This window comes from Candidatus Planktophila sp. (assembly GCF_040402315.1).
In the GTDB taxonomy this organism is placed as follows: Bacteria; Actinomycetota; Actinomycetes; order Nanopelagicales; family Nanopelagicaceae; genus Planktophila.
In genome coordinates this window covers 90,798-108,131 of the sequence record NZ_JBBAMU010000001.1, presented here as the reverse complement: position 1 = coordinate 108,131, position 17,334 = coordinate 90,798, and the positions used below count along the sequence as shown (strand labels likewise).

Here is a 17,334-nt window from a genome sequence, read left to right as displayed (position 1 = left end):
TTAGGCTGTTCCCGTGCCAGTAGTTAGCCCCGACCTCGAGTCGCAAATATCCGCAGAAGCCATCGCGACCCAGCGACTAGGTACGCGTGATTATCTGGAAGCTCTGGCAGTGCAACGCAAAATTCATCTAGATGTAACCAAAGGGCTCGCTCGAAACACGCTACTCATTGTTGAACATTTATCGGTCTACACCGCTGGCAGAAGGACTCTCGATTCAGAGAAGCCAACAGATGGAACACCAGTAATTGATGTTGATCGTGGTGGAAAAATTACTTGGCACGGAATTGGACAGCTAGTTGGATATCCCATTGTTAAACTCGCAAACCCACGCGAATTAGTTGGTTTCGTACGCGAAATTGAAGCAGCGCTGATTGAAGTCTGCAATCACTTCGGTATTGAAAGTAGACGCATCATCGGAAGATCTGGGGTCTGGGTGGAAGATTCAAGCGGTGCGCGCAAGATTGCAGCCATTGGAATCCGCGTGGCATCGGGTGTGAGCATGCACGGATTTGCCATCAATGTAAATCCTGATTTAGCGGCCTTTACCAAGATTGTTCCCTGTGGGATTAACGATGCCGAAGTTACCTCAATGACAAAGGAATTAGGTAGAGCGATTACTATTAATGAAGTGCAACCTGTTGTCGAAGAGATTCTCTGCCAACACTTAGCGAAGGTGAGCGCATGACAATCGCACCCGAAGGCCGCAAACTTCTACGTATTGAAGCTCAAAATACTGAGACCCCTATTGAACGCAAGCCGGAGTGGATTAAGACTCGTGCCAACATGGGCCCGGAATACACAAGGCTTCGCTCACTCGTTCAATCCGAAGGCCTGCATACCGTCTGCCAAGAAGCAGCATGTCCGAATATCTTTGAATGTTGGGAAGACAAGGAAGCGACTTTTCTCATTGGTGGCGAAAAATGCACTCGTCGTTGCGATTTTTGTAATATCGATACTGGTAAACCTGACCCACTAGACCGAGATGAACCACGACGAGTTGCAGAGTCAGTGCAATCGATGGGCCTTAAATACGCCACCATCACAGGAGTTACTCGCGATGATTTAGAGGATGAAGGTGCCTGGCTCTATGCCGAGACAATTCGCAAGGTGCACGAACTCAACCCTGGTACCGGCGTTGAAATGCTTGCCCCAGATTTCAGCGGAAATCCGATCTATCTCAATGAGGTATTTGAAACCCGCCCGGAAGTTTTCGCACACAACCTCGAGACAGTTCCTCGTATCTTCAAAAGAATTCGTCCGGCATTTACCTATGAACGCTCGCTCAATGTCATTACCCAGGCGCGGGATTATGGCCTGATAACAAAATCAAACCTCATCCTTGGCCTTGGTGAAACTCGGGAAGAAATTTCACAGGCACTGATAGATCTACATGCTGCCGGATGCGACCTCATCACCATCACGCAATATTTGCGTCCCACAAGTAAGCATCACCCAGTTGAGCGATGGGTTAAGCCTCATGAATTCGTTGAGCTGGCACAAGAGGCCGAAGACATTGGCTTCAGTGGCGTGATGAGTGGCCCACTGGTGCGTAGCTCTTATCGGGCTGGTCGCCTATACAAGCAAGCACAGGAGAAGAGATCACTGCGTGGCTGATCTTGTCTATCCACCAGTTGTCGTAGCCATTAAACTTTTTTGGAAATATCTGGGACTTCGATTTGATTTTCAGGGCGTTCACCACATTCCACGGAAAGGTGGAGCAATTCTTTCCATCAATCACGTGGGCTATTTAGACTTCGCACTCACCGGAACAGCCGCGCTTCCCACGGGTCGCTATGTGCGCTTTATGGCAAAGAAAGAAGTTTTCGACAATAAATTAGCCGGCCCGCTCATGCGTGGAATGCACCACATCAGCGTTGATCGAAGTAGTGGCACAGCATCTTTCGTAGCAGCACTACGCGCCCTTCGCGCCGGTGAAGTGGTCGGCATCTTTCCGGAAGGGACTATCTCGGTCAGCTTTGAAATAAAGGAATTGAAATCCGGCGCCGTGCGACTGGCAATGGCTGCTGGCGTTCCAGTTATTCCCACAATTGTCTGGGGTTCGCAGCGAATTTGGACCAAGAAGGTCAAACGTAATCTAAGGCACGAGAAGATTCCCGTCACTGTGGCTTTCGGTGAGCCGCTCTTCTTTAACAAGCAGAGCGATGTTGCAGCTAGCGAGAGTTTGCTGCGCGAAACCATGATTGCAATGCTCTATGAGGTGCAGCAGAAGTATCCCGATTCACACCAACGTCAACGCTGGGCCCCGCTCCGCCTTGGTGGTAGCGCCCCCGCTCCCCTAAACTAACGCCCATGTTTAAGCGAAATAAGAGTAAAGAAGCCAAAATCAAGACTCCACGTTTTAAGACGATTCGTGATGCTTATTCGGTCACCAAATCAGTAAAACCATGGATCGGTCTTGTCCTCATTGTTACATTCCTCATTGTTCTGGCAATCGGAATTACGCTTGGAATTATCTTTAATCATCCTGTCTATGGCGGCTTTGTCACAATTCCCGTGGCTGTGCTCGCTGCAATGTTTCTCTTTACTCGCGTTGCGGGCTCTGCTGCCTATGCAAATATTGAAGGCCAAATGGGCGCAGGTGCCAGTGTTCTCATGGCAATTCGTAAAGGATGGACAACAACTCCCGCTGTTGCAGTCAATCGCCAACAAGATATGGTCCATCGCAGCGTTGGTCGCGCCGGAATTGTTCTTACCGGCGAAGGTGGCTTTGCAGTGCGTCAGATGATTCAAGACGAAAAGAAGAAGGCTGAACGCTTTGCGCCAGGTGTACCAATTACTGAAATCATTGTGGGCGATGGCGATGGCCAAGTTTCGATTCGTAAGTTACAAAAGCACGTAGCTAAACTTCCGAAGAAGTTATCTGCTCATCAAATGCGTGAAGTTCGTGCGCGTCTTAAGGCAGTTGGCGGTCTATCAATGCCGATTCCAAAGGGTCCAATGCCAAAAGGTATAAAGATTCGTTAAGCCCTAGCGGGAGTAAAGAAGTAGAAGAACTCCAGCAATAATCAGAACACCAGCTGTAATTATTGAGCCGGTGCTACCTAGTCGTTGCGGCAGGCCACGAATTCCGCTTTGCTGATCTTTCTTCATATCCTTTAGCACATTGATGAAATGTGCTGCCACGCCGAAGATTGCTCCCCCAAGCCACATCCACAGTGGCGGCGTAATCTCCTTCGATATCGCAATACATGAAGGAAGCGCCGCAAATGCAACTGCATAGGGAAGCGGAGACAGTGCTGTGAACTTAAAGTAGAAGTTGTAACCAACTCCGCAGGCGATTCCCAACATATATACCAGGCCGCCTTTTATGCCCAGTGGGCCAAAAAGATTTGCAAAGAAAGCAGACGGAATCATCCAGAAGGTCCACTTGCGAAGTTTATCAAATGTAATTGTCTGAGATACTAGTGGCTTCTTCATCCGTTGGTGCGAGAGATCATCCTGATAGTCATATAGATCATTACTCCAACCAACAATGAGCTGACCCACGAATACTCCAAATGCAATCACACATGCCGGACCTTCCCACCAATAATGGCGGGCGAAGAAGAAGGAAATCGTTGTAACAAGCACGGTGGGGCCAAAGTGTGATGCTTTCAGGAGCGCAGATATTTTCGACACAAGCAATAACTATCTACTACGCACTAAAACGGTATTGGAAAACCTCTCATTAATCCCTCGACCATTTTCATCGAAGGTGATCGCGGTAACCAGTGGCAAAAGAAACGCCGTCCGAATGAGAGCTTGCACAGGAGTTACCGGTCCAGCATCTGAAAAGCGGACGACCTTAAGCCCCACTAAGCGATGGCCAAAGGATGCTCCAGTAAGTGCGATCAAGAGCGAGTACTCCGCAAAGAGCAGGATAAGAAGCGGGATTCGAGCGTTAGGCACTCGATCAGCCAAAGTGCCTGATCCGGCAAAGAAGCCAAGAGCTATCGCATAGCAGGCGAACCAATCAATGGTGATGCCCGCAAGGCGACGGCCTTGGCTCACCCGCGGATATGCCTGTTCAGTCATGGGCTTAAGCCTAGTGTGATGTAACACGGCTGTAACACAGGGAATATGACATTTTTACGCAACAGAACTAACCTTCACTCCATCAGGCGCACTCAAAGTTGAGCTCGCAAAGACGATTTCGCTGGGCAATCACTAGCCTTAAATGGGAGTAACTATGTTTAAGAATTCAACCGAAATTTTTGCATACATCAAGAAGGAAGATGTGAAGCTTGTTGATGTTCGCTTCACCGACCTTCCAGGTATCCAGCATCACTTCAACGTTCCAATTGAATCATTTGATGAAGCTGTTTTTACCGATGGGCTTATGTTTGACGGATCATCGATTCGTGGTTTCCAATCAATCCATGAGTCAGATATGAAGTTGCTCCCGGTACCAGAATCAGCATTTATTGATCCATTCCGTCTTGAAAAAACTCTCGTTATAATCTTCTCTGTTCACAACCCAACAGATGACACTCCTTACTCACGCGACCCACGCGGTGTAGTGAAGAAGGCTGTTGATTACTTGAAGTCAACTGGTATTGCAGATCAGGCGTTCTTTGCACCAGAAGCTGAGTTCTACGTCTTTGATGCGGTTCGCTTTAAGACTGGCATCAACGAGGCTTACCACCACATAGATTCATATGAAGGTGCTTGGAATACCGGCATCGTTGCCGATCCAGATGGAACACCTAACCGTGGCTATCGCACACGCATCAAGGGTGGTTACTTCCCAGTCTCACCAACAGATCAGTTTGCAGATCTTCGAGATGAAATGGTGATGGAACTCGGTCGCGCAGGTCTTCTGGTCGAGCGTTCACACCACGAAGTGGGTACTGCAGGACAGATGGAAATCAACTATCGCTTCACCGACATTCTCTCTGCTGGTGATGAGCTAATGAAGTTTAAGTACATTATTCGCAACGTTGCATGGGAAGGTGGCAAAACCGCCACCTTCATGCCAAAGCCACTCTTTGGAGATAACGGTTCTGGTATGCACGTTCACCAGTCACTGTGGAAGAACGGCAAGCCACTCTTCTTCGAAGCTGGCACATATGGCGATCTTTCAGATATAGCACGTTGGTATATCGGCGGACTTCTAAAGCACGCTCCATCACTACTTGCCTTCACAAACCCAACTGTGAACTCATATCGTCGCCTGGTTCCAGGTTATGAAGCGCCAGTAAACCTGGTTTACTCAGCTCGTAACCGTTCTGCATGTATCCGTATTCCAATTACCGGATCATCACCAAAGGCTAAGCGCGTTGAGTTCCGTTGCCCGGATCCATCATCTAATCCATATCTTGCATTTGCTGCGATGCTGATGGCTGGCATTGATGGAATCGTGAACAAAATTGAACCACCTGCTCCAGTTGATAAGGATCTCTATGAACTAGAAGCTGAAGAAGCAGCGAGTATCCCTCAGGTTCCAGGTTCACTGGACGCAGTTCTTAACAGCCTGGAAAAGGATCACGAATTCCTCACCAAGGGTGGAGTCTTCACAGAGGACCTCATCTCAACCTGGATTGAGTGGAAGCGTAAGAATGAAGTTGATTATGTGCGCCTGCGTCCACATCCAGCTGAGTTCGAGCTCTACTACGACATCTAAGAGATAGCGTTAGGAAAACCCCGTCAGCGATGGCGGGGTTTTCTATTTCCAACATCACATCACTTCCGGTGGCATCACCTGGAAATGCATACAATAATTACGCCGTGTCCCCAAAGATTCAGGCAGCAACAATTGTCGAGCAGCGCGCCATGCGCCAGCGCCAACTCATTGATGCCGCACTTGCTATCGCACTGGAATCTGGGCCCGCAAGTATCACGGTTGCAGCAGTTGCGCAGAGAGCGGGACTTGCTCGTTCTTCCATCTATGAATACTTCTCCTCCTCTGCAGATCTCGTCGCCGATTTAGTTATTGAGGAACTTGCCCTCTACCAAAAGCGTCTTTCCCATGCTGTTATTGGAACGCAAGATCCTTACCAACATATAGAGCTTTGGATAGCAGAGGCTCTGCAGTATGTAGTCGATGGTCGTCACATACTGATTAAAAGCCTTAACGCAGTAACGATTCCTGAGTTTCGAAGAGATGAAATCTCTCAGGGCCATAGAAATCTGATGACGACAATTTCTGCGCCACTACAAGAAATTGGCCTTACCGATATCCGCGGTGCCATGAGTTATCTCCAAAACACTATCGAAGCAGCCTCCGTAAGAATTGAATCTGGTAACGATTCGGAGTTGGAGATTCGAAGCGCACAGATTTATGCAATAGCGGGGCTTCGAGCCCTTTCCGGGGCGGGCCTAACTCTCTAACCACCTCGCTTAACCATTAGAGTTTGTTCATGCTCTCGCACATCCTGACTTTTATCTTCTTTCTATTAATCGGACTTGAAATCCGACATGGACTGGAAAAACCTAAGGATGCGATCTTGCCGGGGATTTGCGCACTGGGCGGGATGCTTTTACCAGCAATTATCTTTATCGCCCTGAATCCAGACTCACCCGCTTGGGCAGTTTCCATGCCCACCGACGTGGCACTCGCCGTGGGTGCACTTTCACTCCTTGGAAAACGGATTAAACCTGAAGTGAGATTTTTTCTTCTCACACTTGCGATTGCTGATGATTTCTTCTCGCTAGTAGTAATCGGCATATTCTTTAGATCCGAACTGCACCTTGATAGTTTTATCTACACCCTAGGCGCCGCAGCCATTGGAAGCCTGCTCCCCTTTCGCGCCCAACTCATCAGAGTTCTCTCACCCGTCGTTACTTTCTTGATTATTCCGCTTTACATTGCCATTAATCTGCTGGCTCAATTAGATTTCTCGCAGGCAACATCTGCCATCTCACTTTCAATTATTGCAGCCAGAGTTGCTGGAAAAGTTCTCGGCATAACTCTCACCGCCCGGCTAATTGTGAAGATTGCCTCTCTTGACTATCCGAGAAATGTCCTACTTACCGACATCATCGGAATCGGCTTCCTATCTGGCATGGGTCTGACAGTTTCGATGGTGATCGCCGAAATTACGGTGAAATCTGATGTTGAGCTTGATCAGGTTCGAGCTGGGCTTTTTATTTCAGCTCTAATCTCTGGCCTTCTTGGACTCCTCTGGCTTAAGCGCTCTCCTGTTGCACGATAGTTTTTCGCGCGAGTAAGCCATATCCAACAGAACCAATTACGAGAGCAAAGAAGACTCCCAGATTTGCATATGCCCACTGCCCCTCTTTGCCACCAAGTGCGCCCAAGAAATATCCTTGCCATGTTAGCCAACTAGCAAATCCGTTAGTGACAAATCCCCAGCCAACGATTGTTGCAAAAACTAAAAGACCAATTGATCCTAAATTCCATGCGCCATATCGACCTTCTATGCGAAAGAGATCATTCTGGTCATAACGCTTTCGCAGCAATACATCAGTTACAAATATTGCAGACCAAGCGGCAACTGGAACGCCCAGTGTGATGAGAAATCCTTGGAATGGATAGAAGAAATCATCTGCAACCCAAACAAAGTAAATAGCTCCTATTAGCATGATCAATGCATCAAGTGAAGCGGCAACATGTCGTTTCACAGGCAAACCCAATGAAATCAGCGTGAGTCCAGATGAGTAGAGATTAAGTATCGCTCCACCGACCAAACCTAAAATTGCGACGAGAGCAAAGATAATGAGATACCAGGTGGGAAGTATTGTCGTGAGGGCGCCGATGGGGTCACTGGCAATCGCACCCGCCAAATCTTCACTACTAGCAGAAAGGGCAGCACCAAAGATAACCAAGATGATTGGTACCACTGATGCTCCTAAAACGGTCCAACCAACCACACTTCTACTGGAGATCGTTCTAGGCAAGTATCGCGAGTAATCAGCAGCAGAATTTACCCAACCTAAGCCAATTCCGGTTGCACCGAAGATCAGTGCTCCAATAAAGCCCTGCACGCTCCCGGCTTTCATAGATGTCACAAGGCTCCAATCAACTTTGTTGATTGTCAGCGCGATGTATACGCAGGTCATGGTGATGGTAATAATTGTTAGATAGCGCTGAAGTTTCATGATGACGCCAAAGCCCAGTACGCCAGCTGAGACAGTCAGTGCAACGGCTATCGCAAAACCAAGGACCATCGCGGTGTCACGATCCAGATGGCCAACGCGCACGAAAACGGTGCCGGTAGCTAACGTTGCAAGAGAGACAAGAACTGTCTCCCAACCAACAAAGATTAGATAGGAAAGCAGTCCCGGAAGAAGATTGCCTTTTACTCCAAAGGCTGCTCTAGATAGAACCATCGTTGGCGCATTTGATTTCTTACCGGCAAGTGAACTGACGCCAACGAGAAGAAAGGAGAGAACGGTTCCCAGAAAAGCGGCAGCGCTTGCCTGCCAGAACGAGATACCAAAGCCTAGGAAGAATGAGCCATATGAGAGGGCCAGTAACGAAACATTTGCCCCACACCAAGGCCAGAAGAGCGAGGACGCTTTACCGCCACGCTCGCTCTCATCGATTACGTTAGTGCCGTTGAGTTCCAGGTTCATGTACGGGAGTTTAGATGACCTAACCAATATTTGCTCAGTCTAAGAAGAAATCGAGCAAGAAATCTTTCGTTCCGGGAACTACCGAATACTTCTCCAGATCTGTGATTCCTTCTGATGCCAGAACTTCATCATCAACGAAGAAGTTGCCAGTGCATTCCTTTGAATTGCGATTTAGGATGATGTAGGCGGTATCTGAAAGTATCTCGGGTTTGCGGCAGGCAGCGGTATCCACTCCAGGAATCATTTGCAGCGCAGCAGTATCAATTGCGGTGCGAGGCCAGAGCGCGTTAACGGCAATTCCGTCTCGCTTAAACTCTTCAGCCATGCCAAGAACACACATACTCATTCCATATTTAGCCATGGTGTATGCAACGTGATTCTTAAACCACTTAGCTTTCATAGAAAGTGGAGGTGACAAGGTGAGAATGTGTGGATTGCGCCCAGCTCCGGCTGATTCACGAAGGTGCGGTAACGCGGCTTGGGATGTAAGGAAGGTGCCTCTCACGTTGACGTCGAACATAAGATCAAATCGCTTTGCTGGAGTATCTTCGGTGCGAGTCAGATTAATCGCACTGGCATTGTTGATCAGAATATCTATGCCACCAAATTCTTTGGCAGCTTGCGCAACTGCATCTGCAATCTGATTCTCATCACGAAGATCGCATTGAATAGGTAGGGCTGTTCCGCCAGCGGCCCGAATCTCCTCGGCTGCCGAATGAATTGTTCCAGGCAACTTTGGATTGGGTTCCGAAGTCTTAGCCGCAATCGCGACATGAGCCCCATCTGCAGCAGCTCGTAGTGCGATGGCTAAACCAATGCCGCGAGAGCCTCCAGTAATGAAGATTCTCTTTCCTTGTAGTGACATCGCTCTCCCCTATTTGCTCTTCTTGGACATGAATTTCATAAACGCTTCTGCCGCTTCCTCAGATTGCAAGGCAAGTGCGAAGATCTGAAACTCTGCTTTCATTACCGCGGCAACAGCGTCATGTTTGCCGGCCTTCATGAGCGCCTTTGTATTGATGACCGCTTGCAGTGGTTGGTGCCCTATACGCTCGGCGATCTCCATCGCCACTTTCTCTGGATCCGTAGCAATACTCTCGACTAGCCCCATCTCTTTAGCTTCATCGGCAGAAAATGCATCACCTGTCATGAAGATCCGAGCAGCTCGCTGATAACCCACGAGTTCGGGAAATAACTTTGAAGAGCCTGCTTCCGGGACTAAACCTAGTGAGGTAAATGGCATTGAAAATTTGGTACTAGGCGCAGCTATCACGATGTCACAGTGCAAGAGCATCGTTGTTCCCACTCCGACCGCATTTCCTTTTACGGCAGCAATCAGTGGTTTTGGGAATTCAAGGAGAGCAGCTAAGAAGCGTGCGACCTCTGATGAATCCTCCGTTGGTGGATTGGCCATGAAGTCTTTGATGTCATTTCCGGCAGTGAAATGATCACCTTCGCTGGTAATAACTACCGTGCGCACGCCAAAATCTCCGGCAGCCTCATTGAGCGCAGAAGTTAACTCCGCATACATATCGCGGGTGATCGCGTTCATTTTCGCAGGGCGATTGAGGCGAATTACCTGTGTTTGGCCTATGCGGGTGCTGGTGATCTCACTCATTGCCTCATCCTAAAGCGAGATTGGGAAGAAAGAAAACCCCAGATTCTGTTAATTCAGAACCCGGGGTTTTTCTTCAACTTATTTTAGCTAACCAGAACTCCTGAAATGAATTCTTCTACAGCCACACGAGCCTGCTCATCTGTATATTGAATTGGCGGAGTCTTCATGAAATAGGATGACGGAGAAAGCAGCGCTCCACCAATCTTGCGATCCAGAGCCAACTTTGCGCAGCGCAGGGCATCGATAATGACTCCCGCTGAGTTTGGTGAGTCCCATACCTCAAGCTTGTATTCGAGGTTTAAAGGAACATCGCCAAATGCGCGCCCCTCAAGACGAACATAAGCCCATTTGCGGTCATCAAGCCATGGGATGTAATCAGATGGCCCGATGTGTACATTCTTTTTGCCTAAGTCGTGCTCAAGCTGTGATGTTACTGAATTTGTCTTAGAAATCTTCTTTGATTCAAGTCGATCGCGTTCCAGCATGTTTTTAAAGTCCATATTTCCACCCACATTGAGCTGGTAGGTGCGATCAAGGTGAACTCCGCGATCTTGAAATAGCTTAGCCATAATGCGGTGAGTAATTGTGGCACCGACCTGGCTCTTAATGTCATCGCCCACGATAGGAAGGCCGGCATCTTCAAACTTTTTCGCCCATTCAGGATCTGATGCAATGAATACCGGCAACGCATTAACGAACGCACAACCAGCATCGATTGCACATTGGGCATAGAACTTTGCCGCTTCTTCCGAGCCAACAGGAAGGTAGCAGATTAATACATCAACGGCTTCCTCTTTCAGGGTTGCTACGACATCAACTGGGACGGAGGTAGATTCAGCGATAGTCTCCTTGTAGTACTTACCAAGCCCATCGAGGGTGACTCCACGTTGCACAGTGACGCCAGTCTTGGCGACCTCAGAGAATTTAATAGTGTTATTTTCACTGGCCCAGATGGCGTCGGCGAGATCTAACCCAACTTTTTTGGCATCAACGTCAAAGGCTGCTACGAACTTAGTATTGTTGACGTGATAGCTGCCAACTACTGCATGCATAAGTCCAGGAATTTCCTGATCCACAGCTGCATCCTTGTAATAGGTAACACCTTGCACAAGCGAGTTGGCACAGTTTCCAACTCCAACAATCGCAACGCGAATGTCTCCAGATCCAGTCTTTATATTCACTTTACTTTCCCTTCACTCTTAATCATTGTTTCTAACCATGAAATCTCGCGCTCGAGTGACTCGAGTGAAAAGCGTCGCCACTCTTCGAGATACTTATCTATCCCCAGAGGTTGCGCCTGAAGATCAGTACGCAGCGCCTCTGCCTTATCTTGAAGGCGACGCAGGCGCCCCTCCAAAATTCTTACTCGGTTATTCATTGTGGTCGGGCTAAAGAATGCAAAACGCACTCCAAAGCCTTCATCTTCCCAAGCATCTGCAGTGACAGAACCGTTGAGTTCAGCAAAACGCTTCCGGCCTTTTTCGGTAATTGTGTAGACGATGCGGGTGCGACGTGATGTCACACCGACCTCTTTAGCTTCAATGCTTTGAGCTATCACCATGCGCTTAAGTTGCGGGTAGAGGACTGAAAATGAGAGCGCCCGAAATGGGCCAAAAATTGTCATCAATCGTTTACGGAGCTCATACCCGTGCAGCGGAGAATCTGAGAGCAGACCGAGAAGGGCGAACTCCAGTGAATCTGCGCGTGATCGCATTTTTCTGCCTCCGAAATGGTTATAACTACTGTATATATCGTATCGATATATCTAGGCGATAGTTAACTGGAATCAGGCGCCAATCGCAAATCGACACGCCCCGGCGCTACCCTGTGCCGGTGATTCCAACGCGCCTGCTTGAATACATGGTGGCCGCGATCATCATCATCCTGGCTCCAGGACCCAGCGTCCTATTCGTCATTGCCCGAGCCATCTCCTGGGGGCGCAAGGTTGCCGTATTGACCGTTGCTGGAAATGTCTCGGGCTCACTCGTCTTATCTACACTCGTTGCCTTGGGACTCGGTCCGATACTTGCGCGCTTTGATCTTGCCTATTTGGCGGTGCAATGGGGTGGCGGGCTCTATCTGATCTACCTCGGTATCGATGCGATTAGGAAACGCTCTGAGCATGCAGCTGATATGACCAATCAGGGACCGCGTGTGCCAAGTGTTGGGCGCTCGATCCGGGATGGATTCTGGGTGGGAGTCCTTAATCCCAAAGCAATCGTCTTCTTTGCCGCTGTCCTTCCCCAATTTGTTGATATCGATGGTGGCAATGTCACCGCGCAACTTCTCTTTATGGGCTTGGTCTTCTGCGTTCTGGCATTTATCTCTGATGGTACTTGGGGTCTACTTGCCGGCACTGCCAGGCAGTGGCTAGCTACTGATGCCCGGCGCCTTGAAGGGTTACGTGCAACCGGTGGAACGGTCATGATTGTGCTTGGAATTCTTGTGCTGATTAGCGCAGTTGTCAGTTCATAGCGAGAGAATGTCGCTATGAATAAACCAGAGGTTCCGGCCCGCGACACGATTGCTCCATCTGATCTCACCTTCGGATTATCAACGTGTAAGCGCTGCCTCTGGCTCAAGTACTGGTTCAAATTTGATATGAAGAAAGAATTTCCACTGGTCAAACCTTTGGCAGATTCACAGGAAGAGCATTTCCGGCGCGCATCAATGCCAGATATTTCTTCCACCTTAAAGCCCGGTGTAGTCAAGCAATGGGGGCAATGGGTAAAGAGTTCTCCCATTAAAATCAATGGCTTTGAAACACGTTGGAAAATATTAGGAATTTATGATCTATTGGGTCATTACGAAGATGGCACTGTCGGAATTATTGATTGCAAGGTCTCTGATTCAGATCGTGATAACGGGCCTTTTTATGCTCCCCAGCTTGAGGCATATGCGCATGCGCTGGAGAACCCCGATAAGGGAAAGCCATTTCCTGTCACCTCAATGGGTCTGCTGATTTGGAAGCTGGCAGGGGTGACAGAGACATCCGCCAGTGAGCTGGCGTCGAATTCTCACGGCTTCGGAGTAAACCAACACTATGTTCCAGTCGAACGTGACACCGCAACATTTACCGCACTTCTGGAAGAGCTCATTTCAACTATCGAAGGTGGGATGCCGGCATCCGGAGCGGAGTGCACCGTCTGTAACTACCTGCTTAAACGTGCAGAGTTACAGATTGATTAATCGTTCTCTTCGTTATTTTCGTCCTTGATTTTAGACTTCTTCGCTTTCACCGCATAGGTATCAACATATTCTTGCCCGGATAACTGTTGAATTCGCTTCATGATTTGGTCTGTGATCTCGCGCAAATACTGCAGGTCAGTTGAATCGCCTTCAAAATACATCGGCTCGCCAAATGTAATTCCTACCCGCATCACCTTGGGAACAACCGTTCCAGTCGGTTGAATCTTGTCGGTGTTAAACATTGCAATTGGAATAACCGGTGCGCCAGATTCAATTGCCAGGCGCGCGATTCCAGTGCGGCCCTTATATAAACGACCATCAGGGGACCTGGTTCCTTCTGGATAAATACCTAGTGAATTTCCGGCTGAAAGAACTTGCAGACCAGTAATCAGGGCAGCCTCACTACGCCTTCCACCCGATCGATCCACTGGTACTTGTCCAAGTGCAATAAAGGTGAGCTTCTTAATAAAACCCTTAGGTCCAGGTGAAGTGAAGTATTCACTCTTAGCAAGGAAGGTCACTTTACGTGGAACGACTAAGGGCATGAAGATGGAATCACTAAAGGATAAATGGTTTGAGGCAAGAATGAGCGGTCCGGAAACAGGAACGTTACGTAGACCCTTTACCTTTGGTCTGAACAACAACATCAAGAAGGGAGTCAGGAACGCACGAAGCGTTCCGTAAGGAAGGTTGTTCACCGAAGTAATTTACCGCGAATCTCTTCTATTGTGTAAAAAGTCCAGCCCTGCGCTCTAGATGCGTGCAAGATCGGCAACTCCGACCAATCCAGCCTCATTACCCAACTGCGCAGCAACTATCTGCGGATGCGGATGTTTTCCCGCAAAAGGCATGTACTTATCCATGCTAGTGCGAATCGGGTTGAGCAGAATCTCACCTGCATCAATTACTCCCCCACCAATAACAACTGCTTCTGGATCAAGAATGACAGCAAGGGATGCGATACCCGCACCTATGTAATCACCAGTTGTTTCAAAGATTGACAATGCTAATTCATCACCATCGTGCGCAGCTTCGGTAATGGCACTGCCTTTGACTCCTGCAATTGAGCCATCACCGCGATTAAGAATATTGCTGGCGCGATCGGGATTCACCTGAATAGCTTCGCGCGCATGGCGAAGCAGGGCAGTTCCTGAACCATATTGTTCAAAGCATCCATGTGCGCCGCAGCCACAGAGCAGGCCGTTTGGCACAATCCGCAAATGACCAATCTCTGCCGCAATTCCAAATGATCCACGATGGAGATTGCCATTTACTACGATTCCGCCACCAATTCCGGTTCCAACGGTGAGCATTAAGATATTGTCTTTCCCGCGACCTGCACCAAATTTAAATTCACCCCAGGCTGCGGAGTTGGCATCATTTTCAATGACCACTGGCAAACCAATACGCGAGGTGAGTTCATAATCAAGATTGACTTCATTCCAATCTTTAATGTTTGGCGTGGCCAGAATTGTCTTACGATCTGCAGAGATGAAGGCGGCCACAGAGACTCCAACAGATTTAATCTCATCATCTTTCATGAGTTCTAGCGCAACATCTGCAATAGCCTGTGTGAGCGCTAGGCCACCTTCGGCAGGTGTATCTCTACGCGCTCGTCTAATGAGCGCACCTGTCTCATCGACAACTCCGCCAAGAACTTTCGTTCCACCGATGTCGATGCCTACCGTGTAGCCCATCTAGGAAACTCGCGCGGCTAACTCTTTAAGGGCTGCATCGATAGTCTGTTGTTGGGCCTTGGTAATCATCATTGCTGGCACAGGTAGTGAGACTGCCACAGTGAGCTCATAAGTTACCTGCGTTGAATCTGCATCTATCGCCTTAAGCAGATAGGTACCATCCATTTGCGTGAGTAAATCTGCTTCATCCATAGTAAATGACAAACTTGCGGGAGCCGCGCTCCAGTCATAATCGAGAGTGACACGATCTTTCATCATGCCCGCATCGATAGCGAGCTTGGCCTTGATAGCTCTCCCCTGATCATCCCTTTCCAAGACATCGGACTTCTTAATGGAGGTAAGCCATTCGGGATAGGTGGCGATATCAAATAGGGCCGCCTGTACGTCGGCAAGTGGGGCATCGATGATTGTTGTGGAAGAGCTCTTCTCAGTCATGGCCGAAGGCTATCAATTATTTGAAAAGCATCTTCCCATTTCTATCATCTGCCGTATAACGTTAACACCATGAATCTAGTCTCCACACCCGCCATGATCGCCGCTGCAACTGCCGGAAATCTCACTGATCTCATCGCTGACCGTGCAAGGACTGAACCAGATCGAATCACAATTTCGCGCCCGCTTGGCGATGGCTGGCAACCTATGACAGCACAGGAATTGGAAGTAGAAATTCGCGCCACGGCAAAGGGTCTGGTCGCGGCAGGTATAGCCGTTGGTGATCGCGTAGCAATCATGGCGCGCACGCGATATGAGTGGACTGTCCTAGATTTCGCAATTTGGTATGCCGGTGGTTCGGTAGTTCCAATTTATGAAACTTCCTCTACTGAGCAAGTTCAATGGATCCTTGAAGACTCAGGCGCTGTTGGCATCATCGTTGAAACTCCACTGTTGAAAGAATTTGTCACACCAGTTCTTCCCTCTCATACGAAGCACGTATGGGTTATGACCGAGGATGTCCTGCCTGCACTTCGTAACTCCGGTGCGCAGATCACTGATGAAGAAATTCAACGTCGTCGCAGTTCATTAGCGCCATCAACTCTTGCGACACTGATTTATACATCTGGAACAACCGGGCGTCCAAAAGGTGTGGAAATTACCCACTCAAATTTCCTGGCCGAATGTGGAAATGTTGTGGAAGCGGCAAGTGATCTCTTTAAAAAGCCGGGCGGCTCTACCCTTCTCTTCTTACCGGTCGCACACGTCTTTGGTCGAATGGTTCAAATTGGATCAATCCATGCCGGTCTTCACTTAGCGCATTGCAGTGATCCAGTCGGGCGTTTGCCGCAAGATCTGGCATCCTTTAAACCAACCTTTGTACTTGCTGTGCCTCGCATCTTTGAAAAGATTTACAACGGCGCCGAAGCACGGGCAGAAGCTGCCGGTAAAGGAAAGATATTTAGAGCAGCTGCTCATGTTGCTATCGCATATAGCGAGGGCAAAGATAAAGGTGGATTTAATCCGCTTCTGACTCTCAAGCACGCTCTCTTTGACAAGCTTGTGTATTCAAAGATTCGCGCCGGTATGGGTGGCGCAGTTGAGGCAGCTATCTCTGGTGGTGCACCCCTTGGTGAACGACTCGGACACTTCTATCGTGGAGCGGGCATCACAGTGCTCGAAGGCTATGGACTCACCGAAACTACCGCTGGAGCTACCTTAAATCTCACCAATTCTCTCCGTGTTGGCTCAGTCGGTAAGCCAATTCCTGGAACTTCCATCAAGATTGCAGATGATGGCGAAGTTCTAATCAGCGGAGCTATCGTGATGCGCGGATACTGGCAGAACGATGCCGAGAATCAAGAAGTATTCGATGGTGAATGGTTTAGATCTGGCGACCTTGGTCGACTTGATGATGATGGCTATCTCTACATCACCGGCCGCAAGAAAGAAATCATTGTTACCGCAGGTGGCAAGAATGTAGCGCCAGCAGTTTTGGAAGATCGTCTTCGTGCTCATCCTCTTATCAGTCAGTGCATGGTCGTTGGTGATAACCAGCCATTTATCGCATCTCTGATAACTATCGACCAAGATATGCTCAAAGGCTGGATTGCTACGAATGCAAAGACTGGCGCAACAATCGAGACGCTGCGAAATGACCCAGATTTGATTGCTGTCATTCAAACTGCGGTCGATGAGGCAAACAAAGCTGTTTCAAAGGCAGAATCAATTCGTAAGTTTACAATTCTGCCGGTTGATTTCACCATTGCAGGTGGACAGCTCACCGCAAAGCTATCGCTTAAGCGTCACGTTATCGCGCAGCAATTTGCTGCTGAAATTTCAGCGCTCTTTACAAAGTAA

The 17,334-nt window shown here is 48.7% G+C and carries 20 protein-coding genes; 10 read left to right on the top strand and 10 right to left on the bottom strand.

Going from position 1 to position 17,334, the window contains the following annotated elements:
- The first annotated feature begins 13 nt into the window (after positions 1-13).
- From lipB to AC9UEP_RS00560, 4 genes are read left to right on the top strand one after another with little or no spacing between them, the layout of a single operon-like run.
- The gene (gene lipB, locus AC9UEP_RS00575) at positions 14-685 is read left to right on the top strand and encodes a lipoyl(octanoyl) transferase LipB (protein WP_509543036.1); all 672 of its coding nucleotides are present in this window, start codon (positions 14-16) and stop codon (positions 683-685) included.
- Complete coding sequence (gene lipA, locus AC9UEP_RS00570) at positions 682-1,614, top strand: lipoyl synthase (protein ID WP_509543034.1); 933 nt, start codon at positions 682-684, stop codon at positions 1,612-1,614. The genes lipB and lipA overlap by 4 nt, the downstream gene beginning before the upstream one ends.
- Complete coding sequence (locus AC9UEP_RS00565; RefSeq protein WP_509543032.1) at positions 1,607-2,305, top strand: lysophospholipid acyltransferase family protein; 699 nt, start codon at positions 1,607-1,609, stop codon at positions 2,303-2,305. Before lipA ends, AC9UEP_RS00565 begins: the two co-directional genes overlap by 8 nt.
- Before the next feature lie 5 nt (positions 2,306-2,310).
- On the top strand, positions 2,311-2,985 hold the full coding sequence (locus tag AC9UEP_RS00560; protein ID WP_509543030.1) for a DUF4191 domain-containing protein: 675 nt from the start codon (positions 2,311-2,313) through the stop codon (positions 2,983-2,985).
- A gap of 3 nt (positions 2,986-2,988) precedes the next feature.
- Here AC9UEP_RS00560 and AC9UEP_RS00555 read toward each other — a convergent pair whose 3' ends face one another.
- Positions 2,989-3,639, bottom strand: a complete 651-nt coding sequence (locus AC9UEP_RS00555) for a UbiA family prenyltransferase (protein ID WP_509543028.1) — start codon at positions 3,637-3,639, stop codon at positions 2,989-2,991.
- 9 nt (positions 3,640-3,648) lie between these two features.
- Positions 3,649-4,035: an RDD family protein gene (locus AC9UEP_RS00550; protein WP_509543026.1), complete on the bottom strand. Its 387-nt coding sequence runs from the start codon at positions 4,033-4,035 to the stop codon at positions 3,649-3,651.
- 154 nt (positions 4,036-4,189) lie between these two features.
- On the opposite strand from AC9UEP_RS00550, the gene glnA reads away from it, so the two are divergent.
- Genes glnA through AC9UEP_RS00535 form a run of 3 tightly spaced genes read left to right on the top strand, consistent with a single transcriptional unit; the run spans position 4,190 to position 7,154 of the window.
- The gene (gene glnA / locus AC9UEP_RS00545; protein WP_509543024.1) at positions 4,190-5,623 is read left to right on the top strand and encodes a type I glutamate--ammonia ligase; all 1,434 of its coding nucleotides are present in this window, start codon (positions 4,190-4,192) and stop codon (positions 5,621-5,623) included.
- A gap of 29 nt (positions 5,624-5,652) precedes the next feature.
- Positions 5,653-6,330 carry a TetR/AcrR family transcriptional regulator gene (locus tag AC9UEP_RS00540; RefSeq protein ID WP_509543023.1) on the top strand — a complete coding sequence of 226 codons (678 nt, stop codon included), beginning with the start codon at positions 5,653-5,655 and terminating at the stop codon, positions 6,328-6,330.
- A 29-nt stretch (positions 6,331-6,359) separates the two neighbouring features.
- On the top strand, positions 6,360-7,154 hold the full coding sequence (locus AC9UEP_RS00535; RefSeq protein ID WP_509543021.1) for a Na+/H+ antiporter NhaA: 795 nt from the start codon (positions 6,360-6,362) through the stop codon (positions 7,152-7,154).
- Here the strand turns inward: AC9UEP_RS00535 and AC9UEP_RS00530 are convergent.
- The 5 genes from AC9UEP_RS00530 to AC9UEP_RS00510 all read right to left on the bottom strand — a co-directional run bounded on the left by AC9UEP_RS00530 (position 7,129) and on the right by AC9UEP_RS00510 (position 11,870).
- The gene (locus tag AC9UEP_RS00530) at positions 7,129-8,538 is read right to left on the bottom strand and encodes a purine-cytosine permease family protein (protein WP_509543019.1); all 1,410 of its coding nucleotides are present in this window, start codon (positions 8,536-8,538) and stop codon (positions 7,129-7,131) included. The two genes, AC9UEP_RS00535 and AC9UEP_RS00530, sit on opposite strands and share 26 nt — an antisense overlap.
- A gap of 34 nt (positions 8,539-8,572) precedes the next feature.
- Positions 8,573-9,403 carry an SDR family oxidoreductase gene (locus AC9UEP_RS00525; protein ID WP_509543017.1) on the bottom strand — a complete coding sequence of 277 codons (831 nt, stop codon included), beginning with the start codon at positions 9,401-9,403 and terminating at the stop codon, positions 8,573-8,575.
- 9 nt (positions 9,404-9,412) lie between these two features.
- Complete coding sequence (locus AC9UEP_RS00520; RefSeq protein WP_509543015.1) at positions 9,413-10,156, bottom strand: enoyl-CoA hydratase-related protein; 744 nt, start codon at positions 10,154-10,156, stop codon at positions 9,413-9,415.
- 83 nt (positions 10,157-10,239) lie between these two features.
- A complete protein-coding gene (locus AC9UEP_RS00515) occupies positions 10,240-11,337 on the bottom strand; it encodes an inositol-3-phosphate synthase (protein ID WP_509543013.1) in 1,098 nt (365 codons plus the stop codon).
- On the bottom strand, positions 11,334-11,870 hold the full coding sequence (locus tag AC9UEP_RS00510) for a PadR family transcriptional regulator (RefSeq protein ID WP_509543011.1): 537 nt from the start codon (positions 11,868-11,870) through the stop codon (positions 11,334-11,336). Before AC9UEP_RS00510 ends, AC9UEP_RS00515 begins: the two co-directional genes overlap by 4 nt.
- 119 nt (positions 11,871-11,989) lie before the next feature.
- On the opposite strand from AC9UEP_RS00510, the gene AC9UEP_RS00505 reads away from it, so the two are divergent.
- Together AC9UEP_RS00505 and AC9UEP_RS00500 are read left to right on the top strand one after the other, a co-directional pair.
- Positions 11,990-12,631 (top strand): LysE family translocator, encoded by a 642-nt coding sequence (locus tag AC9UEP_RS00505; protein ID WP_509543010.1) that lies wholly within the window; start codon positions 11,990-11,992, stop codon positions 12,629-12,631.
- A gap of 15 nt (positions 12,632-12,646) precedes the next feature.
- Positions 12,647-13,345 carry a PD-(D/E)XK nuclease family protein gene (locus tag AC9UEP_RS00500; protein ID WP_509543008.1) on the top strand — a complete coding sequence of 233 codons (699 nt, stop codon included), beginning with the start codon at positions 12,647-12,649 and terminating at the stop codon, positions 13,343-13,345.
- Here AC9UEP_RS00500 and AC9UEP_RS00495 read toward each other — a convergent pair.
- Genes AC9UEP_RS00495 through AC9UEP_RS00485 form a run of 3 tightly spaced genes read right to left on the bottom strand, consistent with a single transcriptional unit; the run spans position 13,342 to position 15,477 of the window.
- Positions 13,342-14,043, bottom strand: coding sequence for a lysophospholipid acyltransferase family protein (locus AC9UEP_RS00495; protein ID WP_509543006.1), 702 nt, complete (start codon positions 14,041-14,043; stop codon positions 13,342-13,344). The genes AC9UEP_RS00500 and AC9UEP_RS00495 overlap by 4 nt on opposite strands.
- A gap of 54 nt (positions 14,044-14,097) precedes the next feature.
- Positions 14,098-15,042, bottom strand: coding sequence for an ROK family glucokinase (locus tag AC9UEP_RS00490; RefSeq protein ID WP_509543004.1), 945 nt, complete (start codon positions 15,040-15,042; stop codon positions 14,098-14,100).
- Complete coding sequence (locus tag AC9UEP_RS00485) at positions 15,043-15,477, bottom strand: SRPBCC family protein (RefSeq protein WP_509543002.1); 435 nt, start codon at positions 15,475-15,477, stop codon at positions 15,043-15,045.
- 69 nt (positions 15,478-15,546) lie between these two features.
- Here AC9UEP_RS00485 and AC9UEP_RS00480 point away from each other — a divergent pair, with 69 nt between their 5' ends.
- A complete protein-coding gene (locus tag AC9UEP_RS00480) occupies positions 15,547-17,334 on the top strand; it encodes an AMP-dependent synthetase/ligase (protein ID WP_509543000.1) in 1,788 nt (595 codons plus the stop codon).